Source organism: Salininema proteolyticum (genome assembly GCF_042685645.1).
Classification (GTDB): Bacteria; Actinomycetota; Actinomycetes; order Mycobacteriales; family Micromonosporaceae; genus Salininema; species Salininema proteolyticum.
In genome coordinates this window covers 788,480-811,113 of record NZ_JBHUNX010000001.1, presented here as the reverse complement: position 1 = coordinate 811,113, position 22,634 = coordinate 788,480, and the positions used below count along the sequence as shown (strand labels likewise).

The following is a 22,634-nucleotide window of genomic DNA, read 5'->3' as shown; positions in this document are numbered from 1 at the left end:
GATGTCCTACACCGACTACACCGACGCGGTGCACGAGCTCCGCCAGTGGGAGCAGTCCCAGGACGAGGAGCTGCGCCGCCTCCAGGACGACCTGGGGGCGCAGAAGTCGTCCCTGAGGGAGCTGCGCCGCGCCATCGACCGCGAGCGCGACCAGCTGGCCGACGCCTGCTCGAAGCTGCGCACCGAGGTGCCGCGGGGGACCGATATCGAGGCGGTCGAGGGCGACACCAAGACGCTGCTGCGCGACGGGAAGGTGGCCGTGCGCGAGGCCGGCGACGAGCGGATGGCGGCGCTGCGGCAGGGCGAGCTGCCGTCCTTCCTTCCCAAAGCGCCCCATGTGATCCGAGAAGGCGTGGTCTACGGCCTGGCCATGCTCGGGTCCTTCCTGTTCCAGAACGTCGCTCTGGCGCAGACGGGCGGGAGGGACTACGACGGCGTCCTGTGGATCATCATGCTGCCGCCGGTGGCGGCGGCCATGGTCGGGTGGGCCGTCATGAGCAACGTGAACCGGCCGCGGCTGGCCGGGTACCATCGGGGCGGCCGCCGGACCAAGGGGGCCGAGAAGCGTAACCCACGTCTAGGAGTCGCGATGGCCCTGATCACGATCGGTTCGATGTTCTATATTGTCTACGGCGGGTAGGGGCGCTATGTCGTGGTTGTTGACCGCCGTCTCGGTCGTTCTGGCCGCGGGCGTCGCCTGGTTCATCGTCCTGTGGGCCACCGAGGGCTCTCCTCTCCGGTCGCGGTCGGAGGCCGTCCCGGTCGGGCTCGAGCCCGACCAGCCGGTCACCGAGGAGTCCCTGGCCGCGCTGCGTTTCGACACGCGGGCGCGCGGCTACGACATGGCCCAGGTGGACGCCCTGGTCCGCCGCCTCGCGTGGGAGATCCACCGGAGGGACGAGAAGCTGGCCGAGCGAGAGGGCGAGGCCGCAGCAGGAGAAACAGAGGTCGATTTATGCCGTATGTCCTTAGGGTCGACGAAGACATGTTCAAGGAGCACGTCTCGTTCGAGGTCTCCGCCGTGCCGTGGGACGGCGTCCCCGACGGGGCGGAGGTCGCCCTGGCAGGCCCCGAGGGAGTGTACGCGCTGGGCAAGGGCGCGGGCGGGGAGGTCGTCGTGGACGAGCGGATCGACTCCCCCGTCGCCGTCGAGGCCCCGTGCGAGCCGGGCCTGCACGAGGTCGACGAGGCCTGGTGGAAGGCCGTCGAGGCCGGGGTGGAGGGACACGGTCCCGTCGAGGACTACATCGTGAACCTGTCGCTGCCCATCGAGGCGCGCTCCGAGGCCGAGGCCGCGCGACTGTTCTGGTCGTACGTGCGCCTGCTGGGTCCGGAGAACCTGCCGCTGTTCATCGCCCCCTACGGCAATGAGCTGGAGGGCCAGGCCTACCTGCAGGGCGTCCCGCACGAGGGCGACCCCGAGGAGGAGTAGGGAGCTCCCCGAGCGGGAACAGCGGCCCGGCCGCCGCGCTGCTCCGGTGTTCCCCCGAACGGGACTCGGGACCCTTCGCGGGGGTCCCGCCGAAGACGAGAGAAGGGCCCCGAGGCGCAGCCTCGGAGCCCTTCTCGTCAAGACCGTGTGCCGGCTCTTATTCGGCGAGCCGCTCCGGGACGGCCGCCGCCTGCGCGTCGGTCGTCGTCAGGGCGATGCGCACGTGTTCGCGCCCGCCTTCGCCGTAGAACTCGCCCGGGGCCGCCAGGATGCCGCGCTCCGCGAGCCACCGCACCGTGTCCCAGCAGTCCTCCCCGCGGGTCGTCCACAGGTACAGGCCGGCGTGCGAGTGGTCGATCCGGAAGCCCGCCTCCGTGAACGCGGCGGCGAGGACCTCGCGTCGGCGGCGGTAGCGCTCCTTCTGCTCGTCGGCGTGCGCCTCGTCGTTCAGCGCCGCGATCGTGGCGTACTGGACCGGCCAGGGCATGATGAGGCCGCCGTGGCGGCGGATCTCCAGCAGGTCCCCGACCAGGTCGGGGTCCCCGGCGAGGAAGGCCGACCGGTAGCCGGCCAGGTTGGAGCGCTTGGACAGCGAGTGGGCCGCCAAGAGCCCCTCGGTCGACCCCCCGTTGACTCGCGGGTCGAGGACCGACACCGGCGGGTGCTCCTCGTCCCAGCCGAGCGTCAGGTAGCACTCGTCGCTCACCAGCACCACCCCGGACTGGCGCGCCCAGTCGACGATCGCCCGGAGGCGGTCGACGGAGGCCGTCTCGCCGGTCGGGTTGGTCGGGAAGTTGATCCAGGCCATGCGCAGCCGCGACCCGGCCGCCTCCCGCGGATCGGGCACCGGTACCGGGTCCGCCCCGGCCAGCAGTGCCCCGATCTCGTAGGTGGGGTAGGCGATCGACGGGTAGGCGACGGACTCGCCGCGCACGATGCCCAGCTGCCACGGCAGGTTCGCGACCAGCTCCTTGGAGCCGACCGTCGGCAGGACGGCGAAGGAGTCCCCGGCGGCGCCGGTGTGCCGGGAGAGCCAGGAGGCGGCGGCCTCCCGCAGTTCCGGGCTGCCGGTCGTCGCCGGATAGCCGGGGATCGCGGCCCCGTCGGCCAGGGCCTTCCGGATCGGCTCCGCCACCGGGTCGACCGGTGCCCCCACCGAGAGGTCCACCAGTCCCCCGGGATGCTCGGCGGCACGCCGTTTGTGCGGCGCGACGCGGTCCCACGGGAACGCGGGCAGTCGACGGGCCGGGCTGGCGGTCCTCAGACGGCGGTAGGGCACTCGGCTAGTCCTTCTTGTTGATGTCCTTGGGCTGGTTCTTCACGAACTCGTGGTCGTTGTCGATCTTGCCCACGTTGGAGGCGCCGCCGGGAGAGCCCAACTCCTCGAAGAAGTCGTAGTTCGCCTTGGTGTAGCCGGCCCATTCCTCCGGAACGTCGTCCTCGTAGAAGATCGCCTCGACGGGGCACACCGGTTCGCAGGCACCGCAGTCCACGCACTCGTCAGGGTGGATGTAGAGCATGCGGTTACCCTCGTAGATGCAGTCCACGGGGCATTCCTCGATGCACGCCTTGTCGAGCAGGTCCACACACGGCTCAGCGATGATATAGGTCACGAGTCGTCCTTTCTGGGTTGCGCGCACCGGGACAGTCGCGCTCATATTCAAGCTTAGTCGCCATAAGAGCGCGGATAAGGAAAGGTAAGCCTAATGTTGGGACCGGAACACGTCGGGGAGAGGGTCGTGGTGCGCGTTCGCGCCGCCACCGCCGGAGGACGGGCGAAATTCACCGACCGCAAGGGCATCCTCAAGGCCGTGACCAGCAATGACATTGTCATTTCTTTTGAGTCCGGGACCTCGGAGACCATCCCGCTCCGTGAGATCGCGGCGTCCCGCGTGATACCGCCCCGGCCGACCCGGTTCAGCGAGATCCTAGACCTTGAGAAGGCCCTTGCCGAGAACTGGATCGCGAGGGACAATGAGCGCTTCTCAGGGTGGCTCCTGCGCGCCGCGGACGGATGCACCTACCGCGCGAACTCCGTCCTCGCGTTGAGCGAACCGGACGTCGCCCTGGACGAGGCCCTCGCCTACACGGAGAAGTGGTACGGCGAGCGCGGGCTTCCCCCCATCATCACCATCAGCGGGCCTCCCGCCAAGCGGCTGGACGACGAACTGGCCGCGCGCGGCTGGGAGCGGCGCAGCGAGTCCGTCGTCATGGCCGGGCCGATCCGCGCCCGCGCCGCGGGCTCCTCCGTCGTCATCGCCGACTCCCCGTGCGAGCGCTATTTCGAGAGCGTCGACGAGCGGCACAGGGAGACCCTGCGCGCCATCCTCACCGGCTCCGAGACGGCCGGCTTCGCCGAGCTCCGCGAGGGCGGCGAGATCGTCGCGTGGGGCCGCGGCGTCGTCCACCGGGACGCCCTCATGCTGTCGCGGGTCGAGGTCGACCCGCGACACCGCCGCCGCGGGCTCGCCACGCGGATCATCGACGCCCTGGAGGACTGGGGCGCTTCGCAGGGGGCGTCGCGCACCGCCCTCCAGGTCTTCCACGAGAACGAGGCCGCGATCGCGCTGTACGCGGCCCGCGGCCTCGAAAAGAAGTACTCCTACTGGTACCGGACCAGGGTCTGAGCTATTTTGCCAGCCCCGCCTTGCGGGCGAAGGTCTTCTCGGTCTTCCGCAGCTCGCGGCCGTGGCGGTCGAAGCCGGAGGCGACCATGACCAGGTAGCCGACGTAGGCGCCGACCGACCAGGTCGCGAAGGTGACCACGAAGCTGGAGAGGATCGCGTTGAGGTCCAGGAAGGAACCGCCCGGGGTGATGACCGGGTTGACCAGCACCGACCAGAGGCAGGCGGCCAGGATGGTCGGCAGCACGTCGGGGACGATCTCCCGCTGCGGGTAGTGGTAGGCCCAGTGCGCTCCGGCGAGGACGGGGACGAGCACCAGGATCGCCGTGACCACTAGTAGCGCCGTGATGCCGGACTCCGAGGTCGCCCAGTCGGGGAGGTCGCTGTTCTGGAACCAGCGCGCCGCGTAGTTCGCCGCCGCCAGACCGAGGAACAGCAGCAGGATGGAGACCCAGTGGCGGGGCAGCCAGGCGGGCCTGGTGTCGTTGTCGGACACTATCTTTTCTCCTTTAGAAGCTTGGCGGGCCTGAGGTGCTTGAAGATGGCGACGACCGCTCCGGCGGTCCCCGCCAGCAGGAAGAGGTAGCCGTTGAGCGTGGCGAGCACGAGCACGCTCCCGGCCGCCGTCGGCATGGTCGCCCCCACCGAGAGCGTGAACCACAGTCCGGTCGTCAGCACCAGGGACCAGGGGTTGCGCGTCCACCACACGATCAGTTCGGCCAGGAGCCAGTTGCCCGCGAAGGCGAGCACGGCGGCAGCGGGGATCTGCGTAGCCCCCGCCCTGAGCGGGACTAGGAAGATCTCCACTAGGGCCAGGAGCGCCGCCGCGGCGACGGCCACGACCACTCCTCCGATGCGCACGGCTCGCTCCCGAGCCGGGATTCTACTGGCGGACACGAGCTCGATCGTACCGGGGCAGGTCTCGCCGGGACCCTCCCGGGGCCCGTTCGAGAGGCATCGCGACGCCGCTACCTGGGAATCTCAGATTTCGCTGAGACGGACGGTGCGAGGTTCTGTTACCGATCGCGACCCTGTAGGCTTTTAATCCGCGATATGCTTTCGCGTTTCACCCCGTACGCTGGAAGATTGAGGTGCCTACCCGGTTATGTCCGCCAAGTCCCGAAACAAGAAAGTCCAGGTCGAACAGCCCAAGCCGTGGGGTCTCATCATCACCTTCTCGGTGATCGGCGTCGTGGCCCTGGGAATCGTGGGCGGCACGCTCTGGGCGGTCAACGACTCGAAGCAGCCGCCGGAAGGCATCGAGAGCTTCCTCGAAGACTACGAGTACTCCACCGAGCTGCGCCTCGCCCTCGAAGACGGCGACGTCGAGCCCGAGGACCTGGAGCACCAGCAGGTCGCCGAGCGCACGCACATCGAGGAGGGCGCCTACGTCGACTACGGCACCGAGCCCCCCGTCGGCGGAGACCACTACGGCGCCTGGCAGAACTGCCAGGGCCGCGTCTACGACGGCGCGGTGGACAACCGCAACGCCGTCCACGCCCTCGAGCACGGCGCCGCCTGGATCGCCTACGACCCCGAGCAGCTCGACCAGGACCAGGTCAACAAGCTCGCCTCCTACGTCCAGGGCCGCGACTACTCCTTCATGAGCCAGTACCCGGGCATGGACTCCCCGATCTCGGTGCAGGCCTGGGGCCTGCGCATGCCCGTCGACTCCGCCGACGACGAGCGCATCGAGCAGTTCATCGACCGCTTCTCACAGGCCAAGGACAACACCATGGAGCTCAACGCCACCTGCTCCGGCGGCGTCGAGACGACCGTCGAGGACCCGCAGCCCGAGCCGCCCGCCGAAGAGGACGAGGGCGGACAGGCCGCCGAGGACGAGGCCTCCAAGGAAGACGAGGCGGAGAAGGAGGACGGCCAGTGAGCGACGAGGACACCGGGGCCGCCGCGGCCCCCGAGGTCCGCACTCGGGCCTCCATTCCGCTGATCGTCATCGCCGCCGTGCTCTCGGCCGCCATCGGCGCCGGGGCGATGTTCCTGTGGAACACCGCCTCCACGCCCGGCGAGGACTCGGCCGAGGCGGGCTTCCTGCGCGACATGAGCACCCACCACGCCCAGGCCGTGGAGATGTCGATATACGAGTACCAGTACGGCGAGAACGAGAACATGCGCGCCATCGCCTACGACATCCTCACCGCCCAGCAGGGCGAGATCGGCGCCATGCGCTCGCTTCTCAACCAGTGGGACCTCGACGTCACCCACTCCGACCCCATGGAGTGGACCGACATGGACATGGACATGGGCGAGAACGGCCTCATGGGCGGCATGGCCACCCCCGAGCAGATGGCCGAGTTCAAGACCCTGACCGGCGCCGAGGCCGACCTCCGCTTCGCCGAGCTGATGACCGCCCACCACGAGGGCGGCATCCACATGGCGCAGATGGCCGTCGACCTGGCCGAGGAGGACGTCGTGGTGGACATGGCCCGGCGCATGGTGGCCGTCCAGAAGCAAGAGGTCAAGGACATGAAGGTTCACGTCGACGCCATCGAGGCCGGCGGCGCCTGAGCCTTTCCGGGGCGGAGAGGGGGTCCTCTCCGCCCCGATTCGCATCCACGAGGAGGACTGATGGCGGTTCCCGGCGGGCAGGGCCCCGACGAGCCGACGGTCGCGCACCCGACCGTGCAGGGCGGCCTCGGCATGGAGTTCCGTGCGCCGTCCGAACCTCACGCCGACCCTTCCCGGCCGCAGGGCCTCTCGACGCCCGCCCCGGACGACACGGCGCAGATCCCCCGCGTCGGAGACGGGGTCACCGAGACCGGGGAACGGAACCTGGTGTCGGTGGACTCCTCGCCGAGGGTCCCGGAAAGTCCCGAGACGTCCGCCCGGCCGTCCAACGCCGCTTCGCCGCGCGGTGGTACCGGGCTGGCGCACAGTGCCACCGGCGTCCCGCACAAGGCCGCCTCCCGGTCGCGCATGGCGCCGGACTGGACGCACATGCCGCTGCGCATGGTCGCGGCCGCCGCCATCGTGGCCCTCTGTCTCTCGGCCGCCGTCGCCTCGCTGCAGTCCGTGGCCGAATGGATCAATCCCTGACGGCGGACGGGCAGAACCGCCGCTGCACTCCCGTTACCCCCGTTGCTTCACCGTAGGCCGCGGACGAATTGATCATCTCCGATCGCCGCGTCGACGGGCCTGCCGCCACCGTCCACTCAGTCTCTAGAACGGACCCGGCTTCCAGCGCGCCTCCCCCGCGACGAGGGACTTCGGCCCTAGACTGTCGCCGTGAGCATCGCCGACACCAAAGCGCAACTGCAGCAGGCCATCGAAGAGGGCGAGAACGCCACGTCCCTCACCCATGAGGTCAAGGACAAGGCGGAGAACGCGGCCCAGGCCGTCACCTCCGCCACGGCGGACTCCTCCGTCAACCGCCCCGAAGAAGCCGTGGGGCTCTACCGCCAGGCTCTCGATCGCGCCGAAGAGGCGCAAGCCGCTCTGGCGGCGGCCAACGATGCCGTGCGGGAGTACATGACCACGATCTGACGGGCGCCGATTCTGTCCGCCTTCCGACAATCGCATAACGGCCAGCGGACCGTCTCGTTCTTCCTATTGTCAATCCCCGACTAGGAGGAAGAATGCCCGGAGACTTCCACGAGACTCTCGTCGGCGTCGTCCACGACTGCCCGAGTCTCGGTTTCGATCTGCTGCGAGCGTCGGTCGCGGACCGGTACAAAGGCACCTGCGTCAAGGCGGAGGCGGTGACGGAGTCCGTCAACCACCGCAACACCGCCGAACGGCGGGCCGACAACGTCCTGAAGTACACCTTCGAGAACGGCGCCGAACTGGTGACGATCCTCGAGATCCAGAACCGGTGGGACGAGGACAAGTACTACCGTCTGCCGGCCTACGTGGCCAACGCGTTCGAGAACCACAAGTGCGCGATCGAGTTGGTCGTGGTCTGCCCCAACGACGCCCTCGCCATGCGGTACCGGGGCGGCGTCTCGATCAATCCCGAGTTCTACATGCCCATCCACGGTATCGGACCGGCGGACATACCGCTGTTCACCGACCCGGAGGATCCCTGCGCGCGCCCCGAGACGGCGGTCTTCGCCGCTCTGGCGCACCGCAAACGGGACCTCGACCAGGTGCACATCTCGACAATCGACTCCCTGCTCCGTAAAATCGAGCCTGTCCGCAGTCGCGACTATGCGCAGGCTCTGCTCTCTTTCCTGACCCAGCCATCATGCGACCTACTGGAGGCGATAATGAAGACTATGACAGCGCCGTACCACAGTGAATGGAGCGACAGCCTCCGCCAAGAGGGCCAGGTAAGCGAAGCCCGGGGTAGCATCCTCCAAATCCTCGAGCTACGTCGGGTATCACTCACCGAAGCACAGCAGCGCGCGATCGAAGCCTGTGACGACATCTCTGCCCTCAGGCAATGGCTCAAAAACGCGCTAACGGCAGCGTCGGCCGACGAACTCTTCGCCGAACACACTAACGAAACCGGGACGCCTTGAGGATCCAGTACCACAGTGAATGGAGCGACAGCCTCCGACAAGAGGGCCAGATTAGCGGTGCCCGGGGCAAGATACTCCGCGCCCTGGAAATCCGCGGAATCTCCCTCACCGAAACACAACGCCGCGCCGTCGAGGCCTGTGAGGACCTCACCGTCCTCGACCTATGGTTCGACAATGCCTTCAAGGCCTCATCGACCGACGACGTTTTCGCCGAAACCGAATAGCGGATAGACGCGAAAGGGGCCGGGGCATCGCTGCATCGGCAGCGCGCCCCGGCCCCTTCTTCCGCGTCTTCTCAGCGCTTGTCGCAGCCGACGATGATGCCGGCGCCGACGGTCCGGTTGTCGGCCTCGTCGATGATGATGAAACCGCCCGTGGAGCGGTTGCGCCGGTACTCGTCGGCCAGCAGGGGCTTGGTCGTCCGCAGCGTCACGCGGCCGATCTCGTTGAGCCCCAGGCTCGCCGCCTCCTCATTGCGGTGCAGCGTGTTGACGTCCAGCTGGTACTGCACGTCCTTCACGATCGCCCGCACCTCAGAGGTCGTGTGCTTGATGGCGTACTTGCCCCGCACCGCCAGCGGCCTGGTCTCGTCCATCCAGCAGACCATCGCCTCGACGTCCTGCGAGGAGTTGGGCTGGTTGTTGGGCCGCGCCAGCATGTCCCCGCGCGAGATGTCGATCTCGTCGGTCAGCCGCACGGTCACCGACATGGGCGGGTAGGCCTCCTCGAGCGGCCCGTCCGCGGTCTCGATCGACTCGATCTTCGAGGTGAACCCCGAGGGCAGCGCGATGACGTCGTCGCCGGGCTTCATGACGCCCGAGGCGACCTGGCCGGCGTAGCCGCGGTAGTCGTGGTTCGAGTTCGAGTGCGGCCGGATGACGTACTGCACCGGGAAGCGCACGTCCGTCAGGTTCCGGTCGGAGGCGATGTGGACCGTCTCCAGGTGGTGCAGCAGGCTCGTGCCCTCGTACCACGGCATCTTGTCCGACCGGGAGACGACGTTGTCGCCCTCCAGAGCCGAGATCGGGACGACCGTCAGGTCGGGGATCTCCAGCTTGGTGGCGAAGGCCTTGAACTCGGCCTCGATCCGCTCGAAGACCTCCTGGTCGTAGTCGACGAGGTCCATCTTGTTGACGCACAGGACCATGTGCGGGACCCGCAGCAGCGAGCAGAGGAACGCGTGGCGGCGCGACTGCTCGACCAGCCCCTTGCGGGCGTCGACCAGGATCAGCGCCAGGTCGGCGGTGGAGGCGCCGGTGACCATGTTGCGCGTGTACTGGATGTGCCCGGGCGTGTCGGCGATGACGAACTTCCGCTTCGGACTGGCGAAGTAGCGGTAGGCCACGTCGATCGTGATGCCCTGCTCGCGCTCGGAGCGCAGTCCGTCGGTCAGCAGGGCCAGGTCGGTGTACTCGTCGCCGCGCTGCTGGGAGACGCGCTCGACGGACTCCCACTGGTCGGAGAAGAGGCTCTTGGTGTCGAACAGCAGCCGGCCGATGAGGGTCGACTTGCCGTCGTCGACGCTTCCGGCGGTCGCGAAGCGCAGCATCTCGGCGGAGTCGCGCTCGACGGGTGTCTCGATGGTGTCGGTCATGCTCGTCTCCTTAGAAGTAGCCTTCGCGCTTGCGGTCTTCCATGGCGGCCTCGGAGGTCTTGTCGTCGCCGCGGGTCGCGCCGCGCTCGGTGACGCGCGTGGCGGCGACCTCCTCGATGATCTTCTCGACGTCGTCGGCGTCGGAGGGCACGGCGGCGGTGCACGAGGCGTCGCCGACGGTGCGGTAGCGGACCCGGCGGACCTCGCTCTCCTCGCCCTCGCGGAGACGGATGAACTCGTTGACGGCGTAGAGCATGCCGTCGCGTTCGACGACTTCGCGGTCGTGGGCGAAGTAGATGGGCGGCAGAGGGATCTCCTGCGCCGCGATGTAATTCCAGATGTCCAGCTCGGTCCAGTTCGACAGCGGGAAGACGCGGATCTGCTCCCCGGGGTGGACCCGCCCGTTGTAGAGGTTCCACAGCTCCGGGCGCTGGTTCTTGGGGTCCCACTGGCCGAAGTCGTCGCGGAATGAGAAGATGCGCTCCTTGGCGCGGGCCTTCTCCTCGTCGCGGCGGGCTCCGCCGAAGAGCGCGTCGAAGTTGTTCTTCTCGGCCGCGTCCAGCAGCACGGGCGTCTGGATCCGGTTGCGCATCCCGTTCGGCGGCTCGACGACCATGCCGCGGTCGATGGCCTCCTGCACGGAGGCGACGATCAGCTGCACGCCGGTCGCGGCGACCCGCTCGTCCCGGTAGTCGATGACCTCGGCGAAGTTGTGGCCGGTGTCGACGTGCATGACCGGGAACGGGATGGGCGCCGGCGCGAAGGCCTTCCGCGCCAGGTGCAGCATGACGATGGAGTCCTTGCCGCCGGAGAAGAGGAGCGCGGGGCGCTGACAGCCGGCGACCACCTCGCGGATGATGTAGACCGCCTCGGCCTCCAGGGCGTCCAGATGACTGACTCGGTAGTCGCTCACCGTTTCTTTCACTCCTTCATCAAGAGAGTCGTAGGTCCTTGCCGGGCAACGGGTATGACGCCTCGGCGGTGGGGAACATTCCCCCTGTCGCGCCGTGGCGTCTACTTCACGGCGGCCAAGAGGTCGGCGGACATGTCGGGTCGACAGACCACCAGGTCGGGAAGACCGGGGTCCTCCCTGTTGTAGCGCAGCGGGGTCCCGTCGACGCGCGAGGCGAACCAGCCGGCCGCCAGGGCCACCGCCACCGGGGCGGCGGAGTCCCACTCCCACTGGCCTCCGGCGTGGACGTAGGCGTCCACCCGGCCGGTGACGACGGCGGCGATCTTCGCGCCGGCCGAGCCCATGGGCACCAGTTCGGCCCCGAGCTTCGCCGCGGCCCGCTCGGCCTCGGCCGGGGGCCGGGTGCGGGAGACGGCTATCCGCGGCTCGGCGGGGCGGTCCCCGGAGGGGACCAGCGTCTCGACGTTCCCGGTCGAGAGGACGAGGTTCTGCGCCGGCAGGGCGATCGCCCCGGCGGTGAGACCCTTGCCCTTCTCCCAGAGCGCGACGTGGACGGCCCAGTCGTCGCGGCCCTCCTCGGAGAACTCGCGGGTGCCGTCGAGCGGGTCGATGATCCAGACGCGGTCGGCTTCGAGGCGCGCGGTCCCGTCGCGGCCCTCTTCTCCCACGGCCTCCTCGGAGAGGATGGCGTCGGCGGGGTACTCCTCGCGGATGAGCCCGAGGATGAGCTCGTCGGCCAGGCGGTCTCCGGCGTCCTTGAGGGCGCGCGGGTCCTCGAAACCCATCTCGTCGCGCAGGTCGAGCAGGCGTTGGCCGGCCTTGTGCGCGGTCGAGGTGGCGAAAGCGGTGTCTGCCGCCGACGGGCTGGTTGAGGCGGAGGTCATGCGGGCCATATTACGTGTCATCGGCGTATTCTCCCACTCGGCGGCCACCGTTCCCGGATGGTGGACGGGTCAGTTCACGATGTAATACCATCGTCGCAGGTAGCCCCGGGTTCGGGTGTCGTGAGCTCATGCTCGGCGTATGTGTCCGTGAACGCACTGATGGCGGGGTCGCCCGGGTCGTCTGTGAAAAGCTGCATACCCCAGACCGTGGCGATGACGGCGCTGGTCTGCCCCGGATAGGGGCTGAGCATGGCGTGGTGGCGGCCCTCCATGTCGCTCGCGAGCGCTTTGACCTGGGCGTCGGTCAGCTGGTCGGGGTTGTAGGTGACCCACACGGCGCCGTGCTCCAGGGAGTGGATGGCGTGGCCGTTCTCGATCGGCTCGTCGTAGACGGTGCCCATGCACGTCTGCCACTTGTCGTAGTGCGCTCCCCCGGCCGGGGGGTTCTCGGTCCGCTCGCCGATGTCGTCGACATGGCGGAAGTCCCCGATCCAGGGGTGCTCGAAGTCGGCGAGCATGTTCTGCTCGGCGCCGGCCTTGACGCCCTCGATGTCCTCCCACTGGCCGTAGTAGACGGTGATGTCGGCGGTCTCGAGCGGGTCGGGCTCGCCGCGGAGCTTGTCGAGGAGGCCCAGCGACTCGGGCGAGGAGGCTGCGGCGGCGGCCAGCATGGGCGCCAGGAGGAAGGCGCGGCGGCGACCGGGTTCGGACATGGCGGTTCCTTTCGTGTCGTGCGGAACCGTCAGGCTATAGGCGCGCCGTTCAGGAGACGGCGACGTCGTAGGTGAGTTTCGCCATGAGGACGGTCACAATCACCAGGAGCATGACGCGGACGAATCCGGTCCCCCGCTTCATGGCCGTGCGGGCGCCCAGGAACCCGCCGAGGGCGTTGCCGGCCATGAGGGCGAGCCCGAGGGTCCACCAGATGTGGCCGAAGTAGGCGAACACCGCCAGCGCCCCGAGGTTGGTGGCCGCGTTGACGACCTTGACGTGGGCGGCGGCGGTGACGTAGTCGAGGCCGAGGTACCCGGTGAAGCAGAGGGCCAGGAAGATGCCGGTTCCGGGCCCGAGGATGCCGTCGTAAAAGGCGACGGCGAGTCCCGCGCTGGCGACGAGCCCGCCCGCGCGGGCGGTGGTGAGCCTGACCGGCCGCGACTCGAGGCCGAAGCTCGGCTTGGTGAGGACGAAGACGGCGACCACTGCGAGGACTCCGATGATCAGGGGCCGTAGGACGTCGGACGATACGGCGCCGGCCAGTGCCGCGCCGAGGCCCGAGCCGACGAGGGCGGTCCCGGCCGTCGGCCAGAGGATCCGGTGGTCGAGCTGGACCTTGCGGGAGTAGGTGACGGCGGCGGTGACCGTTCCGGCCACGGAGCCGACCTTGTTGGTGCCCAGCAGGGTCGCCACGGGGGCGGCGGGATACGCGACCATGAGCGCGGGCAGTTGGAGGAGGCCTCCGCCTCCCACCACCGCGTCGATCCAGCCGGCGGCCACGGCGGCCAGAACGAGAAGGGCGAGCACCATATCGACATCCACGGGCCATGACCCTACCCACCACCTGCGATCGTTCCTCGCCTTACCGCCCGGCTAGTGACTCCCTGCACGTGCGTGCTAAAAATACTGGGCGTTTTTCATCCCGATTCCTATCCGCTCCCGAGGAGGAACCCGTGTCAACGACGACCGAGACCCCGGACGCCCCGGCGTCCGCTCCCCCGGCCCCGGCGGCGAAGAAGAGCAAGCTGATCCCCCTCCTCGCGGGGATCGCGGCCGCCGCCCTGGTCTTCTTCCTGCTGCCCGAGGACCTCAACACCCCCGCCAAGTTCGTGGCCGCCACGGCGATCCTCATGGCCGTCTGGTGGATGAGCGAGGCGCTGCCGCTCGCCGTCACCGCGCTGCTGCCCCTCGTCCTCTTCCCCTTCCTCCCCGCCGACGGGGGCTACGTCGGCTTCAAGGCCGCCGCGGCCCCCTTCGCCAACCCGATCGTCTTCCTCTACCTCGGCGGGTTCATCATCGCGCTGGCCATGCAGAAATGGGACCTGCACCGGCGCTTCGCCCTCTCGGTGCTCTCCCGGGTCGGATCAAAGTCCACGGCAATCATCGGCGGGTTCATGCTCGCCACCGGACTGCTGTCGATGTTCGTGAACAACACGGCGACGGCCGTCATGATGTTCCCGGTCGGACTGGCCGTCCTCAGCCTGGTGACCGTCGACGGCAAGGAGGACCGGAACTTCTCCGTCGCCCTCCTCCTCGGCATCGCCTACGCCTCCTCGATCGGTTCGGTCGCCACCGTCATCGGCAACGTGCCCAACGCGTTCATCAAGGCCTACATGGAGGAGAACCACGGCGTCACCATCGGTTTCGCGCAGTGGATGGCCGCCGGACTGCCCGTCGCCGTCGTCTTCGGCGTCATCGCCTGGCTCCTGCTCACGCGGGTGGCCTTCCGGCCCGCCGTCAAGGAGGTCGCCGGCGGACGCGAGTACTTCCGCCAACAGCTGGCCGAGCTCGGGCCCATGCGCCGGGCCGACTGGATGATCACCGCCGTCTTCGCCGGCACGTCGCTGACCTGGATCAGCCTGGGATTCCTGACCCTCAGCGACACGGTCATGGAGGCCGCCCCCTGGATCACCGCGATCAACGACTCCGGCGTCGTCATGGCCGCCGCGATCCTGCTGTTCCTGCTCCCCGCCGACAGGGCGGGCAACCGCATCCTGGTCTGGGACGACACCAGGGAGCTGCCGTGGGGACTGCTGCTGCTGTTCGGCGGAGGGCTCTCGCTGTCCACACAGATCACCGACACCGGGCTGAGCGCCTGGATCGGCGGGCGCCTCGAGTTCCTCGGCGGCGTCCCCGTCTGGGTGGCCGTGCTCGCGATCGCCGTGATCATCCTCCTGATCACCGAGATCTGCTCCAACACCGCCACGACCGTGACGTTCCTGCCGCTGGCCGCCGGGCTGGCCGCCGGCTTCGACATGAACGTGCTCATACTGCTCATCCCCGCGGGCCTGGCCGCCAACTTCGCGTTCATGCTGCCGGTGGCGACGCCGCCGAACGCCATCGTGTTCGGCTCCGGCCGCATCCGCGTGGCCGACATGGTCCGCGGCGGGGCGCTGCTCAACGCCGTGGCCGTCCTGCTGGTCACCCTGTCGGTCTTCACCGTCTTCTCCTGGGCCCTCATGTAGGGCTTCCCGGCCTCTCCTCCCCGTTCATCCTGCGATAATGAGGGCACACGGGGAGGGGAGGTGAAGGGGAGATGACGACCGCAGCCATCCACTGGGATGTCGATGTCGACATCGAGGAGAACCAGGACAGCACCGTCGCGACGGCGACTCTGCACCAGGGCGAGGCGACGGTGCTCAAGCGCCGGGGGCGCGCCCGGAGAAATCCGGACGACCGGCCCATGCCGGAGATAGGCGAAGAGCTCGCCTGCGCCCGCGCGCTGTCGGACCTCGGCCACGCGCTCATGAGCGAGGCGTCCAAGGACGTCGAGTTCAACGTCCGCCGCGGGGACCCCGAAGAGGGTTTAAACCGCAGCGTGTACCTGGAGCCGTGATCAGTAGGCCCCCCGCGACCGCAGCACGGCGGTCACGGTGCGCAGCATGATCACGAAGTCGAGCGACAGCGTCCAGTTCTCCACATAGCGCAGGTCAAGTCGGACCGCCTCGTCCCAAGAGAGGTCGGAGCGGCCCGACACCTGCCACAGCCCCGTCATCCCCGGCTTGACCACCAGGCGGCGCCGCACGTCCGGCGCGTAGGCCGCGACCTCGGTCGGCAGCGGGGGTCTCGGGCCCACCAGGCTCATGTCGCCCCGCAGCACGTTGAACAGCTGCGGCAGCTCGTCGATCGAGAAGCGCCGCAAGTACTTGCCCACCTTGGTGACACGCGGGTCGTCCTTCATCTTGAACAGGACATCGCCGCCCTCGTTCCACTGCTGGAGCATCGCCAGTCGCCGCGCCGCGTCGGTGTACATGGTGCGGAACTTCCAGATCGTGAAGGGCCTGCCGTCCTTGCCGATGCGCTCCTGCGAGTAGAAGGCCGGCCCCGGCGAGGTTAGCCTGATCATCACCACGGTCGTGGCGATGAGCGGGAACAGCATGACCAGCAGGAGGGCCGCGCCGATCCGGTCGGTGAAGTCTTTGAGCCACCGGCGCACGCCGGTCAGGCGGACGTGGTCCAGGTGGAGCATTGGCAGTCCGTCGACGGGCCGGATGGAGGTGCGCTCGCCCCCGATGTCGACCATCGCCGAGGTGACGACCAGTTCCGTGTCGCAGCGCTCCAGGTCCCACGAGAGTCGCCTCAGGCGGGTCCCGTCGAACTCGGGCGAGGCCAGCACCAGCACGACGTCGGCGCGCTCCGCCTCGACGGCCTCGGCGATCCGGTCGAAGCCGCCGCGCACCCTGGTGTGGAACTCCATGAGCGCGCCGGACCGCTTGCCGCCGGGAATGCAGGCCGCGACGACCTTGAAGCCGTGGTAGCGCTCGCGCGACAGCTGCGCGACCAGCTCCGCGCAGGGCAGCTCGTGGCCGACGACGAGGACGCGTTTCAGGCAGCGGCCCTCCGCCCGCAGGCGGTACAGGCGCTTGCGGCAGGCGAACCGCAGCAGGATCGTGCTCACGGCCATCACCGGCAGCGACACGAGCACGAAGATCCGCGATGTGGGAAGCTCCAGCGCGTAGGAGACGCCGGCGACCGACGCGACCGAGGCCAGGAAGGCGCGGACGACCCGCTGGTACTCCTCGGTGCCCATGAACAGGTAGCGCATCTCGTAGGCGCGGGACATGCCCAGGATCGCCACCCACAGCAGCGGCAGCGCGGCCAGGGACCACGCGTAGACGCGGCTGTGGTCGCTGACGGAGCCGAACCTCGCCAGGAATCCGGCCGCCGCTCCCAGCGCGGCGGCGAGCACGTCGGTGGCGAGGATCGCCCACAGGTAGTGGCGGTGCCACCTGGTGGGGCGAGCCTGGCGCGGAGCGGCCGAGGCGAAGGTGTTGACCGAGTAGACGCGGCCCCTGGTCTTCATAGGGATATCGCTGGTGCTCACACCTGCTTTAACGACGGGCAAGCGGCGAAGTAACGGCCGGGCCGCAAAAAAGTCACCCTGAGTGATCAAATTGGGACAAAACGCTAATTGAAGCTGTTCTGGGCCTCGACGAGGCCCTTCTCCACGATCGCCTCCACGGCGTCGGCGGCCAGCTCCACGTTGAGGTCCAGCTCCTTCTTCTCCGCGGCGCCGAAGTCCTTCAGGACGTAGTCCACGACCTCCATGCGGCCCGGAGGGCGGCCGATCCCGAACCTGACGCGCGCGTACTCCTTGGTGCCCAGCGACCTGGTCAGGGACTTCAGGCCGTTGTGCCCGCCCTCGCCCCCGCCGCGCTTGAGCTTCAGGCGGCCGTAGTCGATGTCCAGCTCGTCGTGCACCGCCACCACGTTCTCCGCCGGCACCGAGAAGTACTTGGCCAGGGGGGCCACGGCGTCTCCCGACAGGTTCATGAACGTCAGCGGCTTGACCAGGATCAGCTTCGGACCTCCCGGGCGCAGGCGGGCCTCGGCGGCCTCGGCGCGGACGCCCTTGGCCCGGCCGAACCTCCCCCCGTAGCGCCCCGCCAGGGCGTCGGCGACCATGAAGCCCACATTGTGCCTGTTGCCGGCGTACTTCCGGCCGGGATTGCCCAGCCCGGCAATGAGAAAGGGAGTGTCGGACATGCCCCTCATCCTAACGGTCAAAAGAAAGGCGGTGCGGGACGCCTGGCGTCCCGCACCGCCGCACGGTCTGATCCCGCGGATCCGCTACTCGGCGGACTCCTCGGACTCGCCCTCTTCGCCCTCGGTCGCCTCGACGGCGGCGCGCGGGGCGGAGACGGAGGCGAGAACCTGCTCGGCATCGGTCACCAGCTCGACGCCCTTGGGCAGCACGATGTCCCCGACGGAGACGTGGCCGCCGACGGCGACGCCCTCGACCGAGACCTCGAGGGACTCGGGAACGGTGGAGGCCGGGGCCTCGACGGTGACGGAGTCGGCCTCGTAGACCACGATGCCGCCCTTCTCCTGCTCGCCGGTGAAGGTCAGCGGAACGTCCGTCTGGATCTTCTCCGAGCGGCTCACGATGAGCAGGTCGGCGTGGACGATGTCGTCCTTGAGCGGGTCGGTCTGGATGTCCTTGGGCATGACCAGCTCCTGGCCCCCGCCCTCGATCTCTACCTGGATGAGCTGGTTGAGGCCGCCATTGCGCAGCACGGCGGCGAACTCCAGCGTCGGCAGGGAAATGTGGCGCGGCTCCGAGCCGTGGCCGTAGATCACGGCCGGGACCTTGCCGGCGCGACGGGTACGGCGGGCGGCGCCCTTACCGAAATCGGTGCGGACCTCGCCGGCGATCTTGACTTCAGACATGGAAAGCTCCCTCGGGTAAGGTGTGAAAGTTAAAAGGCGCTCGACAAACGACGTCTGACACAGGGAACCCTGAGAACCTAACGCCCATTGCGTCGATTACGGCACCGCCTCGCGGTGCCCTCGCCGATGGCAACTAATCCAGCGTACTACATCCGCCAGCCGGAACGGTTTCTACCGTCGGCCCTGTGATGTAGACAAATCACCCGCATAAACGCGTCTATGGACGCGAGAGGGCGCCCGCGGACGGTGTCCGCGGGCGCCCTCTCGCCGTTCTTAAGACAGTCCGCCGAACAGCGTGGTCACCGAACCGTCGTTGAAGACCTCCCAGATCGCCTTCGCCACCAGGGGCGCGATCGACAGGGTCGTGATCTTCTCCAGCTCCTTCGCCTGCTCGGGCAGCGGCAGCGTGTTGGTCACGATGACCTCGCTAGCCGGGGAGTCGGCCAGTCGCTTCGCGGCCGGGTCGGACAGGATGGGGTGGGTGGTCGCGATGACGACGTCGGAGGCGCCCGCCTCCATGAGCATCTCGGCGGCCGAGGTGATCGTGCCGCCGGTGTCGATCATGTCGTCGACCAGCACACAGGTGCGGCCCTCGACCTCGCCGACGACCTTGTTCGCGACGACCTCGTTGGGACGCAGCGGGTCGCGGGTCTTGTGGATGAACGCGATCGGGCAGCCGCCCAGGCGGTCGGACCAGCGCTCGACCAGGCGCACACGGCCCGAGTCGGGCGAGACGATCGCCAGGTCGCGGTCGCCGTACTTCTCCTCGACGTGCTTGGCGAGGGTCCCCATGGCGAAGAGGTGGTCCACCGGGCCGTCGAAGAAGCCCTGGATCTGGGCGGTGTGCAGGTCGACCGTCAGGATGCGGTCGGCGCCGGCGGCCTTGAGCAGGTCCGCCATGAGGCGGGCCGAGATGGGCTCGCGGCCGCGGTGCTTCTTGTCCTGGCGCGAGTAGGGGTAGAACGGCACGACCACGGTGATCCGCTTCGCCGATCCCCGCTTCAGCGCGTCGAGCATGATGAGCGTTTCCATGACCCACTCGTTGATCTGCGTGGCCATGGACTGGACTACGAACGCGTCGCAGCCGCGCACCGATTCCTCGAAACGGACGAAGAGCTCTCCGTTCGCGAATGTGTAGGAGGAGGTGGGCGTCGGCGCCACCCCGAGGAACTTTCCGATCTCCTCGGCCAGTTCCGGGTATCCGCGGCCCGAGAACAGCATCAGGTTTTTGGAGTTGACGGCTGACATACTAGCCATGTGGTTTTGACCCCTGTGTTGCGCAGCGACTGGTGCCCGCAGGTGGCGGGCGGGTGAAGACGGGATTAAGTGTCCCCCGTCCAGCATCCCATCTCGGCCGGGCGGGGGCCACTATTGTGTGGCTACTCTCCGGGCTCGTGCTCGTCCCGCAGAGCCTCGTCGGCCGCCTTGGCCGTGACCGTTCCGGGGCGTTTGCGCTCCACCCAGCCCTCGATGTTCCTCTGCCGGGCCCTGGCCACCGCGAGGTCGCCGGGTTCGACGTCCTCGGTGACGACCGAGCCCGCCGCGACATAAGTGCCGGATTTCACGTTCACGGGTGACACGAGGGTCGAGTCGCAGCCGATGAAGACCCCGTCTCCGATCTCGCTGTGGTACTTCTTCACGCCGTCGTAGTTGGCCACGATCACGCCGCAGCCGATGTTCGCGTTGGTGCCCACGGTGACGTCGCCCAGGTAGGAGAGGTGCGCGGCCTTCGAGCCCTCGCCCAGGGTCGCGCCCTTCATCTCCACGAAGGCGCCGGCCTTGCCGGAGCCGCCCACCGTCGATCCCGGCCGCAGGTGGGCGAACGGGCCCACGGTCGCCTCCACGCCGATCCTGGCCTGGTCGGCGTGGGTGCGGATGACCTTGGCGTCGGCGTCGACGATGGTGTCCACGAGTGTCGAGTCCGGGCCGATCTCAGCCCCCGAGTCGACCGCCGTGGCGCCCTTGAGCTGGCAGCCGGGGTGGACGGTGACGTCGCGGCCCACGGAGACGGTCGCGTCGATCCACGTCGTCGCCGGGTCCTCGATGGTGACGCCGTCGAGCATCAGGCCCTCGTTGATGCGGTCGCGCATGATGGCGCTCAGCTCGGCCAGTTGCGCGCGGTTGTTGCAGCCCAGGACCTCGGTCGGGTCATCGACCACGTGCGCGCCGATCGGCCGCTCCGCCTCCCGGAGGATCTGCAGGACGTCGGTGAGGTACTCCTCGCCCTGGTCGTTGTCGGACTTGAGGCGGCTCAGCGCCTCCCTCAGCGCGTCGGCGTCGAAGGCGTACATGCCCGAGTTGATCTCGCGGATGGAGCGCTCTGCTTCGCTCGCGTCGCGGTGCTCGACGTTGCGCAGCACCTCGCCGTTCTCTCCGCGCACGATGCGGCCGAACCCGGTCGGGTCGGGCACCACCGCGGTGAGGACGGTCGCGGCGTTGCCGGTCGCCTCGTGCGTCTCCAGGATCGCCTGGAAGGTCTCGGGCCGGATCAGCGGGGCGTCGCCGACGGTGACCACGACGGTGCCCTGCAGGTCCGCCACGGCGTCCATCGCGACGCGGACCGCGTGGCCCGTGCCGTTCTGCTCGGCCTGGAAGGCCGTCTCGGCGCTGGGGAAGCTCTCCTCCAGGTAGGAGGTGACCTGGTCGGCGGCGGCTCCCACCACGACGATGCGGCGGTCGGGCCGGATCGAGCCGACGGAGGTCAGAACATGGCCCAGCAGGGTCCGTCCGAGGATCTCGTGGAGGACCTTGGGCTTGGAAGACTTCATTCGAGTGCCCAGCCCGGCGGCCAGGATAATGGAGTGGCGCTCTTTACTCATCAGGGCCATATTAGCCTCATCCCGAGACCCGCCTCGCCCCGCTGCCGCCTTTTATTACGCGGTTCCGCACGACATTCGCCGTTCACCGGGAGTTCTCCGGGGACGTTCGGCGGGAGTCCGGTCGGAATCTGCAATCTTTCCAACCGTGGCATCAGGGATTGAAGGCCGCCGGTTTGTTGGGGCCAGGATTCGGAACGACACCGGCCGAAGGCAGCGGAAACACCGTCAAAATCTGCAGTGTCGCCGACCCTGACACTAAGAGTTGTGTGTGGCTGGCTCACCAGGACTCGAACCTGGAACGACACCGGCCGAAGGCAGCGGAAACACCGTCAAAATCTGCAGTGTCGCCGACCCTGACACTAAGAGTTGTGTGTGGCTGGCCCACCAGGACTCGAACCTGGAACGACAGAACCAAAATCTGCAGTGTTGCCGATTACACCATGGGCCATCATCTGCGAAAACGCTGAGGGAACGCGCTTCGCGCGCACCCATCATACTACTGTCGGCGCCCCCGCGTCAGCGGGGGCCTTCCCGGGTCGCCCCGCGGTCCCATTCGGCCGCCGCGCGTTCGGGTTCGAGCTCTCCGGGAGCCGATCCCCAGCGGCTTCACCATTGCCCTTCCGGCACAGACGAGGCCGGCGGTCTTCCGCCGGCCTCTCCCGCTCGTTCAGTGGTTCGCCCAGACGAACCGGGGAACCTGCGCGTAGACGTCTATGAGGAAGTCGAGGTAGGGGAACACTTCCTGCAGGTTCAGTTCACCGGCGCGCCAGGTCATCAGCCAGGGGCCCTCGAACCGCCACTGGTTCGACAGCGCACGCTGGTCGGCCATCATCCACTCCATCGTCCTGGCGTGGATGATGTCGAAGGCGAAGCGCCTGTTCTCCGACATGATCCGGTAGCGGTCGTTGAAGGCCTGGTTCTCGAAGTCGATGTCCTTCTGGAACTTCCGGGAGAACCAGCCCTCGTGCCCGATGTCGAGCCGGGGCCGGGGCGCCGGCAGTCCGATCGCCACGACCTGGTTGTAGTGGGTCTCGGAGTTCTTCCCGCTGCCGGTGGTGTAGTTGTACTGGAAGAAGATGACGTGCATGCCGCGGTACTGTCCGCGGAAGACGTCCTGTCCGGTGCGCCCGCGCCCCTCCTGGAAGGGGTCGCCGGTCGAGAAGTTGACCACCGAGTTGTCGGAGGGCTCGTAGTGGTACCCGTACTGGGCGGCCCAGGCGCGGTACTCGCGGATCTTCTTCTGCCGCAGCCACCAGAAGAGCCAGAAGAGCCCTCCGGCGAGGAGGATCATGATGACGAAGATGATGAAGCTCATGCCGTCGTCATCGTCGTCGCTGTCGTAGCTGTCGCCTCCGCCGCGCACGCGGGCCAAGAGCGAGCCGGACCGCAGGAGGCCCTTGAGGGCCGTCTCCGCGGGATAGGGCACGAGCTCCGGGAGGCTGACGGCTGCATGGGCGAGAGTCGCCAACTCATGCAACATTGTCGTACTGTCCTTTTCCGGGGATA

At 68.3% G+C, this 22,634-nt stretch carries 26 protein-coding genes, 1 tRNA gene and 1 pseudogene; 12 read left to right on the top strand and 16 right to left on the bottom strand.

The window, feature by feature from the left end:
* Position 1: 1 nt before the first annotated feature.
* From ACFTE1_RS03870 to ACFTE1_RS03860, 3 genes and pseudogenes are all read left to right on the top strand, one after another.
* Entirely contained in the window at positions 2-640 is a 639-nt protein-coding gene (locus ACFTE1_RS03870) for a hypothetical protein (RefSeq protein ID WP_380617395.1), read from the top strand.
* A 7-nt stretch (positions 641-647) separates the two neighbouring features.
* Positions 648-872: pseudogene (locus ACFTE1_RS03865) on the top strand (DivIVA domain-containing protein); the annotation flags it as partial.
* Positions 873-955: 83 nt separating this feature from the next.
* Positions 956-1,432: a hypothetical protein gene (locus ACFTE1_RS03860; RefSeq protein WP_380617567.1), complete on the top strand. Its 477-nt coding sequence runs from the start codon at positions 956-958 to the stop codon at positions 1,430-1,432.
* 157 nt (positions 1,433-1,589) lie between these two features.
* Here ACFTE1_RS03860 and dapC read toward each other — a convergent pair whose 3' ends face one another.
* Both dapC and fdxA read right to left on the bottom strand, forming a co-directional pair.
* Positions 1,590-2,711: a succinyldiaminopimelate transaminase gene (gene dapC / locus ACFTE1_RS03855; protein WP_380617396.1), complete on the bottom strand. Its 1,122-nt coding sequence runs from the start codon at positions 2,709-2,711 to the stop codon at positions 1,590-1,592.
* 4 nt (positions 2,712-2,715) lie between these two features.
* Positions 2,716-3,045: a ferredoxin gene (fdxA, locus tag ACFTE1_RS03850; protein WP_380617397.1), complete on the bottom strand. Its 330-nt coding sequence runs from the start codon at positions 3,043-3,045 to the stop codon at positions 2,716-2,718.
* Positions 3,046-3,138: 93 nt separating this feature from the next.
* Here fdxA and ACFTE1_RS03845 point away from each other — a divergent pair, with 93 nt between their 5' ends.
* Positions 3,139-4,059, top strand: coding sequence for a GNAT family N-acetyltransferase (locus ACFTE1_RS03845; protein WP_380617398.1), 921 nt, complete (start codon positions 3,139-3,141; stop codon positions 4,057-4,059).
* A 1-nt stretch (position 4,060) separates the two neighbouring features.
* Here ACFTE1_RS03845 and ACFTE1_RS03840 read toward each other — a convergent pair whose 3' ends face one another.
* Both ACFTE1_RS03840 and ACFTE1_RS03835 read right to left on the bottom strand, forming a co-directional pair.
* Positions 4,061-4,552 (bottom strand): hypothetical protein, encoded by a 492-nt coding sequence (locus ACFTE1_RS03840; RefSeq protein ID WP_380617399.1) that lies wholly within the window; start codon positions 4,550-4,552, stop codon positions 4,061-4,063.
* On the bottom strand, positions 4,552-4,953 hold the full coding sequence (locus tag ACFTE1_RS03835; RefSeq protein WP_380617400.1) for a hypothetical protein: 402 nt from the start codon (positions 4,951-4,953) through the stop codon (positions 4,552-4,554). The genes ACFTE1_RS03840 and ACFTE1_RS03835 overlap by 1 nt, the downstream gene beginning before the upstream one ends.
* A gap of 208 nt (positions 4,954-5,161) precedes the next feature.
* Between ACFTE1_RS03835 and ACFTE1_RS03830 the strand changes: the two genes are divergently transcribed.
* The 6 genes from ACFTE1_RS03830 to ACFTE1_RS03805 all read left to right on the top strand — a co-directional run bounded on the left by ACFTE1_RS03830 (position 5,162) and on the right by ACFTE1_RS03805 (position 8,758).
* Positions 5,162-5,941 (top strand): DUF3105 domain-containing protein, encoded by a 780-nt coding sequence (locus tag ACFTE1_RS03830; protein WP_380617401.1) that lies wholly within the window; start codon positions 5,162-5,164, stop codon positions 5,939-5,941.
* A complete protein-coding gene (locus tag ACFTE1_RS03825; protein ID WP_380617402.1) occupies positions 5,938-6,582 on the top strand; it encodes a DUF305 domain-containing protein in 645 nt (214 codons plus the stop codon). The genes ACFTE1_RS03830 and ACFTE1_RS03825 overlap by 4 nt, the downstream gene beginning before the upstream one ends.
* A 60-nt stretch (positions 6,583-6,642) precedes the next feature.
* Positions 6,643-7,110: a hypothetical protein gene (locus ACFTE1_RS03820; protein WP_380617403.1), complete on the top strand. Its 468-nt coding sequence runs from the start codon at positions 6,643-6,645 to the stop codon at positions 7,108-7,110.
* A 189-nt stretch (positions 7,111-7,299) separates the two neighbouring features.
* Positions 7,300-7,557: a hypothetical protein gene (locus ACFTE1_RS03815; protein WP_380617404.1), complete on the top strand. Its 258-nt coding sequence runs from the start codon at positions 7,300-7,302 to the stop codon at positions 7,555-7,557.
* A 92-nt stretch (positions 7,558-7,649) separates the two neighbouring features.
* A complete protein-coding gene (locus tag ACFTE1_RS03810) occupies positions 7,650-8,534 on the top strand; it encodes a hypothetical protein (RefSeq protein ID WP_380617405.1) in 885 nt (294 codons plus the stop codon).
* Complete coding sequence (locus ACFTE1_RS03805) at positions 8,531-8,758, top strand: hypothetical protein (protein ID WP_380617406.1); 228 nt, start codon at positions 8,531-8,533, stop codon at positions 8,756-8,758. Before ACFTE1_RS03810 ends, ACFTE1_RS03805 begins: the two co-directional genes overlap by 4 nt.
* A gap of 71 nt (positions 8,759-8,829) precedes the next feature.
* On the opposite strand, the gene cysN is transcribed toward ACFTE1_RS03805, so the two are convergent.
* From cysN to ACFTE1_RS03780, 5 genes are all read right to left on the bottom strand, one after another.
* The gene (cysN, locus tag ACFTE1_RS03800) at positions 8,830-10,128 is read right to left on the bottom strand and encodes a sulfate adenylyltransferase subunit CysN (RefSeq protein WP_380617407.1); all 1,299 of its coding nucleotides are present in this window, start codon (positions 10,126-10,128) and stop codon (positions 8,830-8,832) included.
* Between the two features lie 10 nt (positions 10,129-10,138).
* Entirely contained in the window at positions 10,139-11,053 is a 915-nt protein-coding gene (cysD, locus tag ACFTE1_RS03795; protein WP_380617408.1) for a sulfate adenylyltransferase subunit CysD, read from the bottom strand.
* An 89-nt stretch (positions 11,054-11,142) separates the two neighbouring features.
* Positions 11,143-11,925, bottom strand: coding sequence for a 3'(2'),5'-bisphosphate nucleotidase CysQ (locus ACFTE1_RS03790; protein ID WP_380617409.1), 783 nt, complete (start codon positions 11,923-11,925; stop codon positions 11,143-11,145).
* Between the two features lie 74 nt (positions 11,926-11,999).
* The gene (locus tag ACFTE1_RS03785; RefSeq protein ID WP_380617410.1) at positions 12,000-12,638 is read right to left on the bottom strand and encodes a DUF3105 domain-containing protein; all 639 of its coding nucleotides are present in this window, start codon (positions 12,636-12,638) and stop codon (positions 12,000-12,002) included.
* A 49-nt stretch (positions 12,639-12,687) separates the two neighbouring features.
* On the bottom strand, positions 12,688-13,449 hold the full coding sequence (locus tag ACFTE1_RS03780) for a TSUP family transporter (protein ID WP_380617560.1): 762 nt from the start codon (positions 13,447-13,449) through the stop codon (positions 12,688-12,690).
* A 143-nt stretch (positions 13,450-13,592) separates the two neighbouring features.
* Here ACFTE1_RS03780 and ACFTE1_RS03775 point away from each other — a divergent pair, with 143 nt between their 5' ends.
* Both ACFTE1_RS03775 and ACFTE1_RS03770 read left to right on the top strand, forming a co-directional pair.
* On the top strand, positions 13,593-15,104 hold the full coding sequence (locus ACFTE1_RS03775) for an SLC13 family permease (RefSeq protein WP_380617411.1): 1,512 nt from the start codon (positions 13,593-13,595) through the stop codon (positions 15,102-15,104).
* 71 nt (positions 15,105-15,175) lie between these two features.
* Positions 15,176-15,475: a DUF1876 domain-containing protein gene (locus tag ACFTE1_RS03770; RefSeq protein WP_380617412.1), complete on the top strand. Its 300-nt coding sequence runs from the start codon at positions 15,176-15,178 to the stop codon at positions 15,473-15,475.
* On the opposite strand, the gene ACFTE1_RS03765 is transcribed toward ACFTE1_RS03770, so the two are convergent.
* From ACFTE1_RS03765 to ACFTE1_RS03735, 7 genes are all read right to left on the bottom strand, one after another.
* Positions 15,476-16,963: a sugar transferase gene (locus ACFTE1_RS03765; RefSeq protein ID WP_380762588.1), complete on the bottom strand. Its 1,488-nt coding sequence runs from the start codon at positions 16,961-16,963 to the stop codon at positions 15,476-15,478. It lies immediately after the preceding gene.
* An 83-nt stretch (positions 16,964-17,046) separates the two neighbouring features.
* A complete protein-coding gene (gene pth / locus ACFTE1_RS03760) occupies positions 17,047-17,625 on the bottom strand; it encodes an aminoacyl-tRNA hydrolase (protein WP_380617414.1) in 579 nt (192 codons plus the stop codon).
* 84 nt (positions 17,626-17,709) lie between these two features.
* Positions 17,710-18,309 (bottom strand): 50S ribosomal protein L25/general stress protein Ctc, encoded by a 600-nt coding sequence (locus ACFTE1_RS03755; RefSeq protein ID WP_380617415.1) that lies wholly within the window; start codon positions 18,307-18,309, stop codon positions 17,710-17,712.
* A 273-nt stretch (positions 18,310-18,582) separates the two neighbouring features.
* Positions 18,583-19,566, bottom strand: coding sequence for a ribose-phosphate diphosphokinase (locus tag ACFTE1_RS03750; RefSeq protein WP_380617416.1), 984 nt, complete (start codon positions 19,564-19,566; stop codon positions 18,583-18,585).
* Between the two features lie 122 nt (positions 19,567-19,688).
* Positions 19,689-21,128 carry a bifunctional UDP-N-acetylglucosamine diphosphorylase/glucosamine-1-phosphate N-acetyltransferase GlmU gene (gene glmU, locus ACFTE1_RS03745; RefSeq protein ID WP_380617417.1) on the bottom strand — a complete coding sequence of 480 codons (1,440 nt, stop codon included), beginning with the start codon at positions 21,126-21,128 and terminating at the stop codon, positions 19,689-19,691.
* A gap of 373 nt (positions 21,129-21,501) precedes the next feature.
* A tRNA-Gln gene (locus ACFTE1_RS03740) sits at positions 21,502-21,576 on the bottom strand.
* 219 nt (positions 21,577-21,795) lie between these two features.
* Positions 21,796-22,608, bottom strand: a complete 813-nt coding sequence (locus tag ACFTE1_RS03735) for a hypothetical protein (protein ID WP_380617418.1) — start codon at positions 22,606-22,608, stop codon at positions 21,796-21,798.
* Positions 22,609-22,634: the final 26 nt, after the last annotated feature.

Coding starts and splice junctions, on each gene's coding strand:
- ACFTE1_RS03870 (WP_380617395.1), top strand. CDS start 2: ATGTCCTACACCGACTACACCGACGCGGTGCACGAGCTCCGCCAGTGG.
- ACFTE1_RS03860 (WP_380617567.1), top strand. CDS start 956: ATGCCGTATGTCCTTAGGGTCGACGAAGACATGTTCAAGGAGCACGTC.
- ACFTE1_RS03845 (WP_380617398.1), top strand. CDS start 3,139: ATGTTGGGACCGGAACACGTCGGGGAGAGGGTCGTGGTGCGCGTTCGC.
- ACFTE1_RS03830 (WP_380617401.1), top strand. CDS start 5,162: ATGTCCGCCAAGTCCCGAAACAAGAAAGTCCAGGTCGAACAGCCCAAG.
- ACFTE1_RS03820 (WP_380617403.1), top strand. CDS start 6,643: ATGGCGGTTCCCGGCGGGCAGGGCCCCGACGAGCCGACGGTCGCGCAC.
- ACFTE1_RS03810 (WP_380617405.1), top strand. CDS start 7,650: ATGCCCGGAGACTTCCACGAGACTCTCGTCGGCGTCGTCCACGACTGC.
- cysN (WP_380617407.1), bottom strand. CDS start 10,128: ATGACCGACACCATCGAGACACCCGTCGAGCGCGACTCCGCCGAGATG.
- ACFTE1_RS03790 (WP_380617409.1), bottom strand. CDS start 11,925: ATGACCTCCGCCTCAACCAGCCCGTCGGCGGCAGACACCGCTTTCGCC.
- ACFTE1_RS03785 (WP_380617410.1), bottom strand. CDS start 12,638: ATGTCCGAACCCGGTCGCCGCCGCGCCTTCCTCCTGGCGCCCATGCTG.
- ACFTE1_RS03780 (WP_380617560.1), bottom strand. CDS start 13,449: ATGGTGCTCGCCCTTCTCGTTCTGGCCGCCGTGGCCGCCGGCTGGATC.
- ACFTE1_RS03770 (WP_380617412.1), top strand. CDS start 15,176: ATGACGACCGCAGCCATCCACTGGGATGTCGATGTCGACATCGAGGAG.
- pth (WP_380617414.1), bottom strand. CDS start 17,625: ATGTCCGACACTCCCTTTCTCATTGCCGGGCTGGGCAATCCCGGCCGG.
- ACFTE1_RS03755 (WP_380617415.1), bottom strand. CDS start 18,309: ATGTCTGAAGTCAAGATCGCCGGCGAGGTCCGCACCGATTTCGGTAAG.
- ACFTE1_RS03750 (WP_380617416.1), bottom strand. CDS start 19,566: ATGGCTAGTATGTCAGCCGTCAACTCCAAAAACCTGATGCTGTTCTCG.
- glmU (WP_380617417.1), bottom strand. CDS start 21,128: ATGAGTAAAGAGCGCCACTCCATTATCCTGGCCGCCGGGCTGGGCACT.
- ACFTE1_RS03735 (WP_380617418.1), bottom strand. CDS start 22,608: ATGTTGCATGAGTTGGCGACTCTCGCCCATGCAGCCGTCAGCCTCCCG.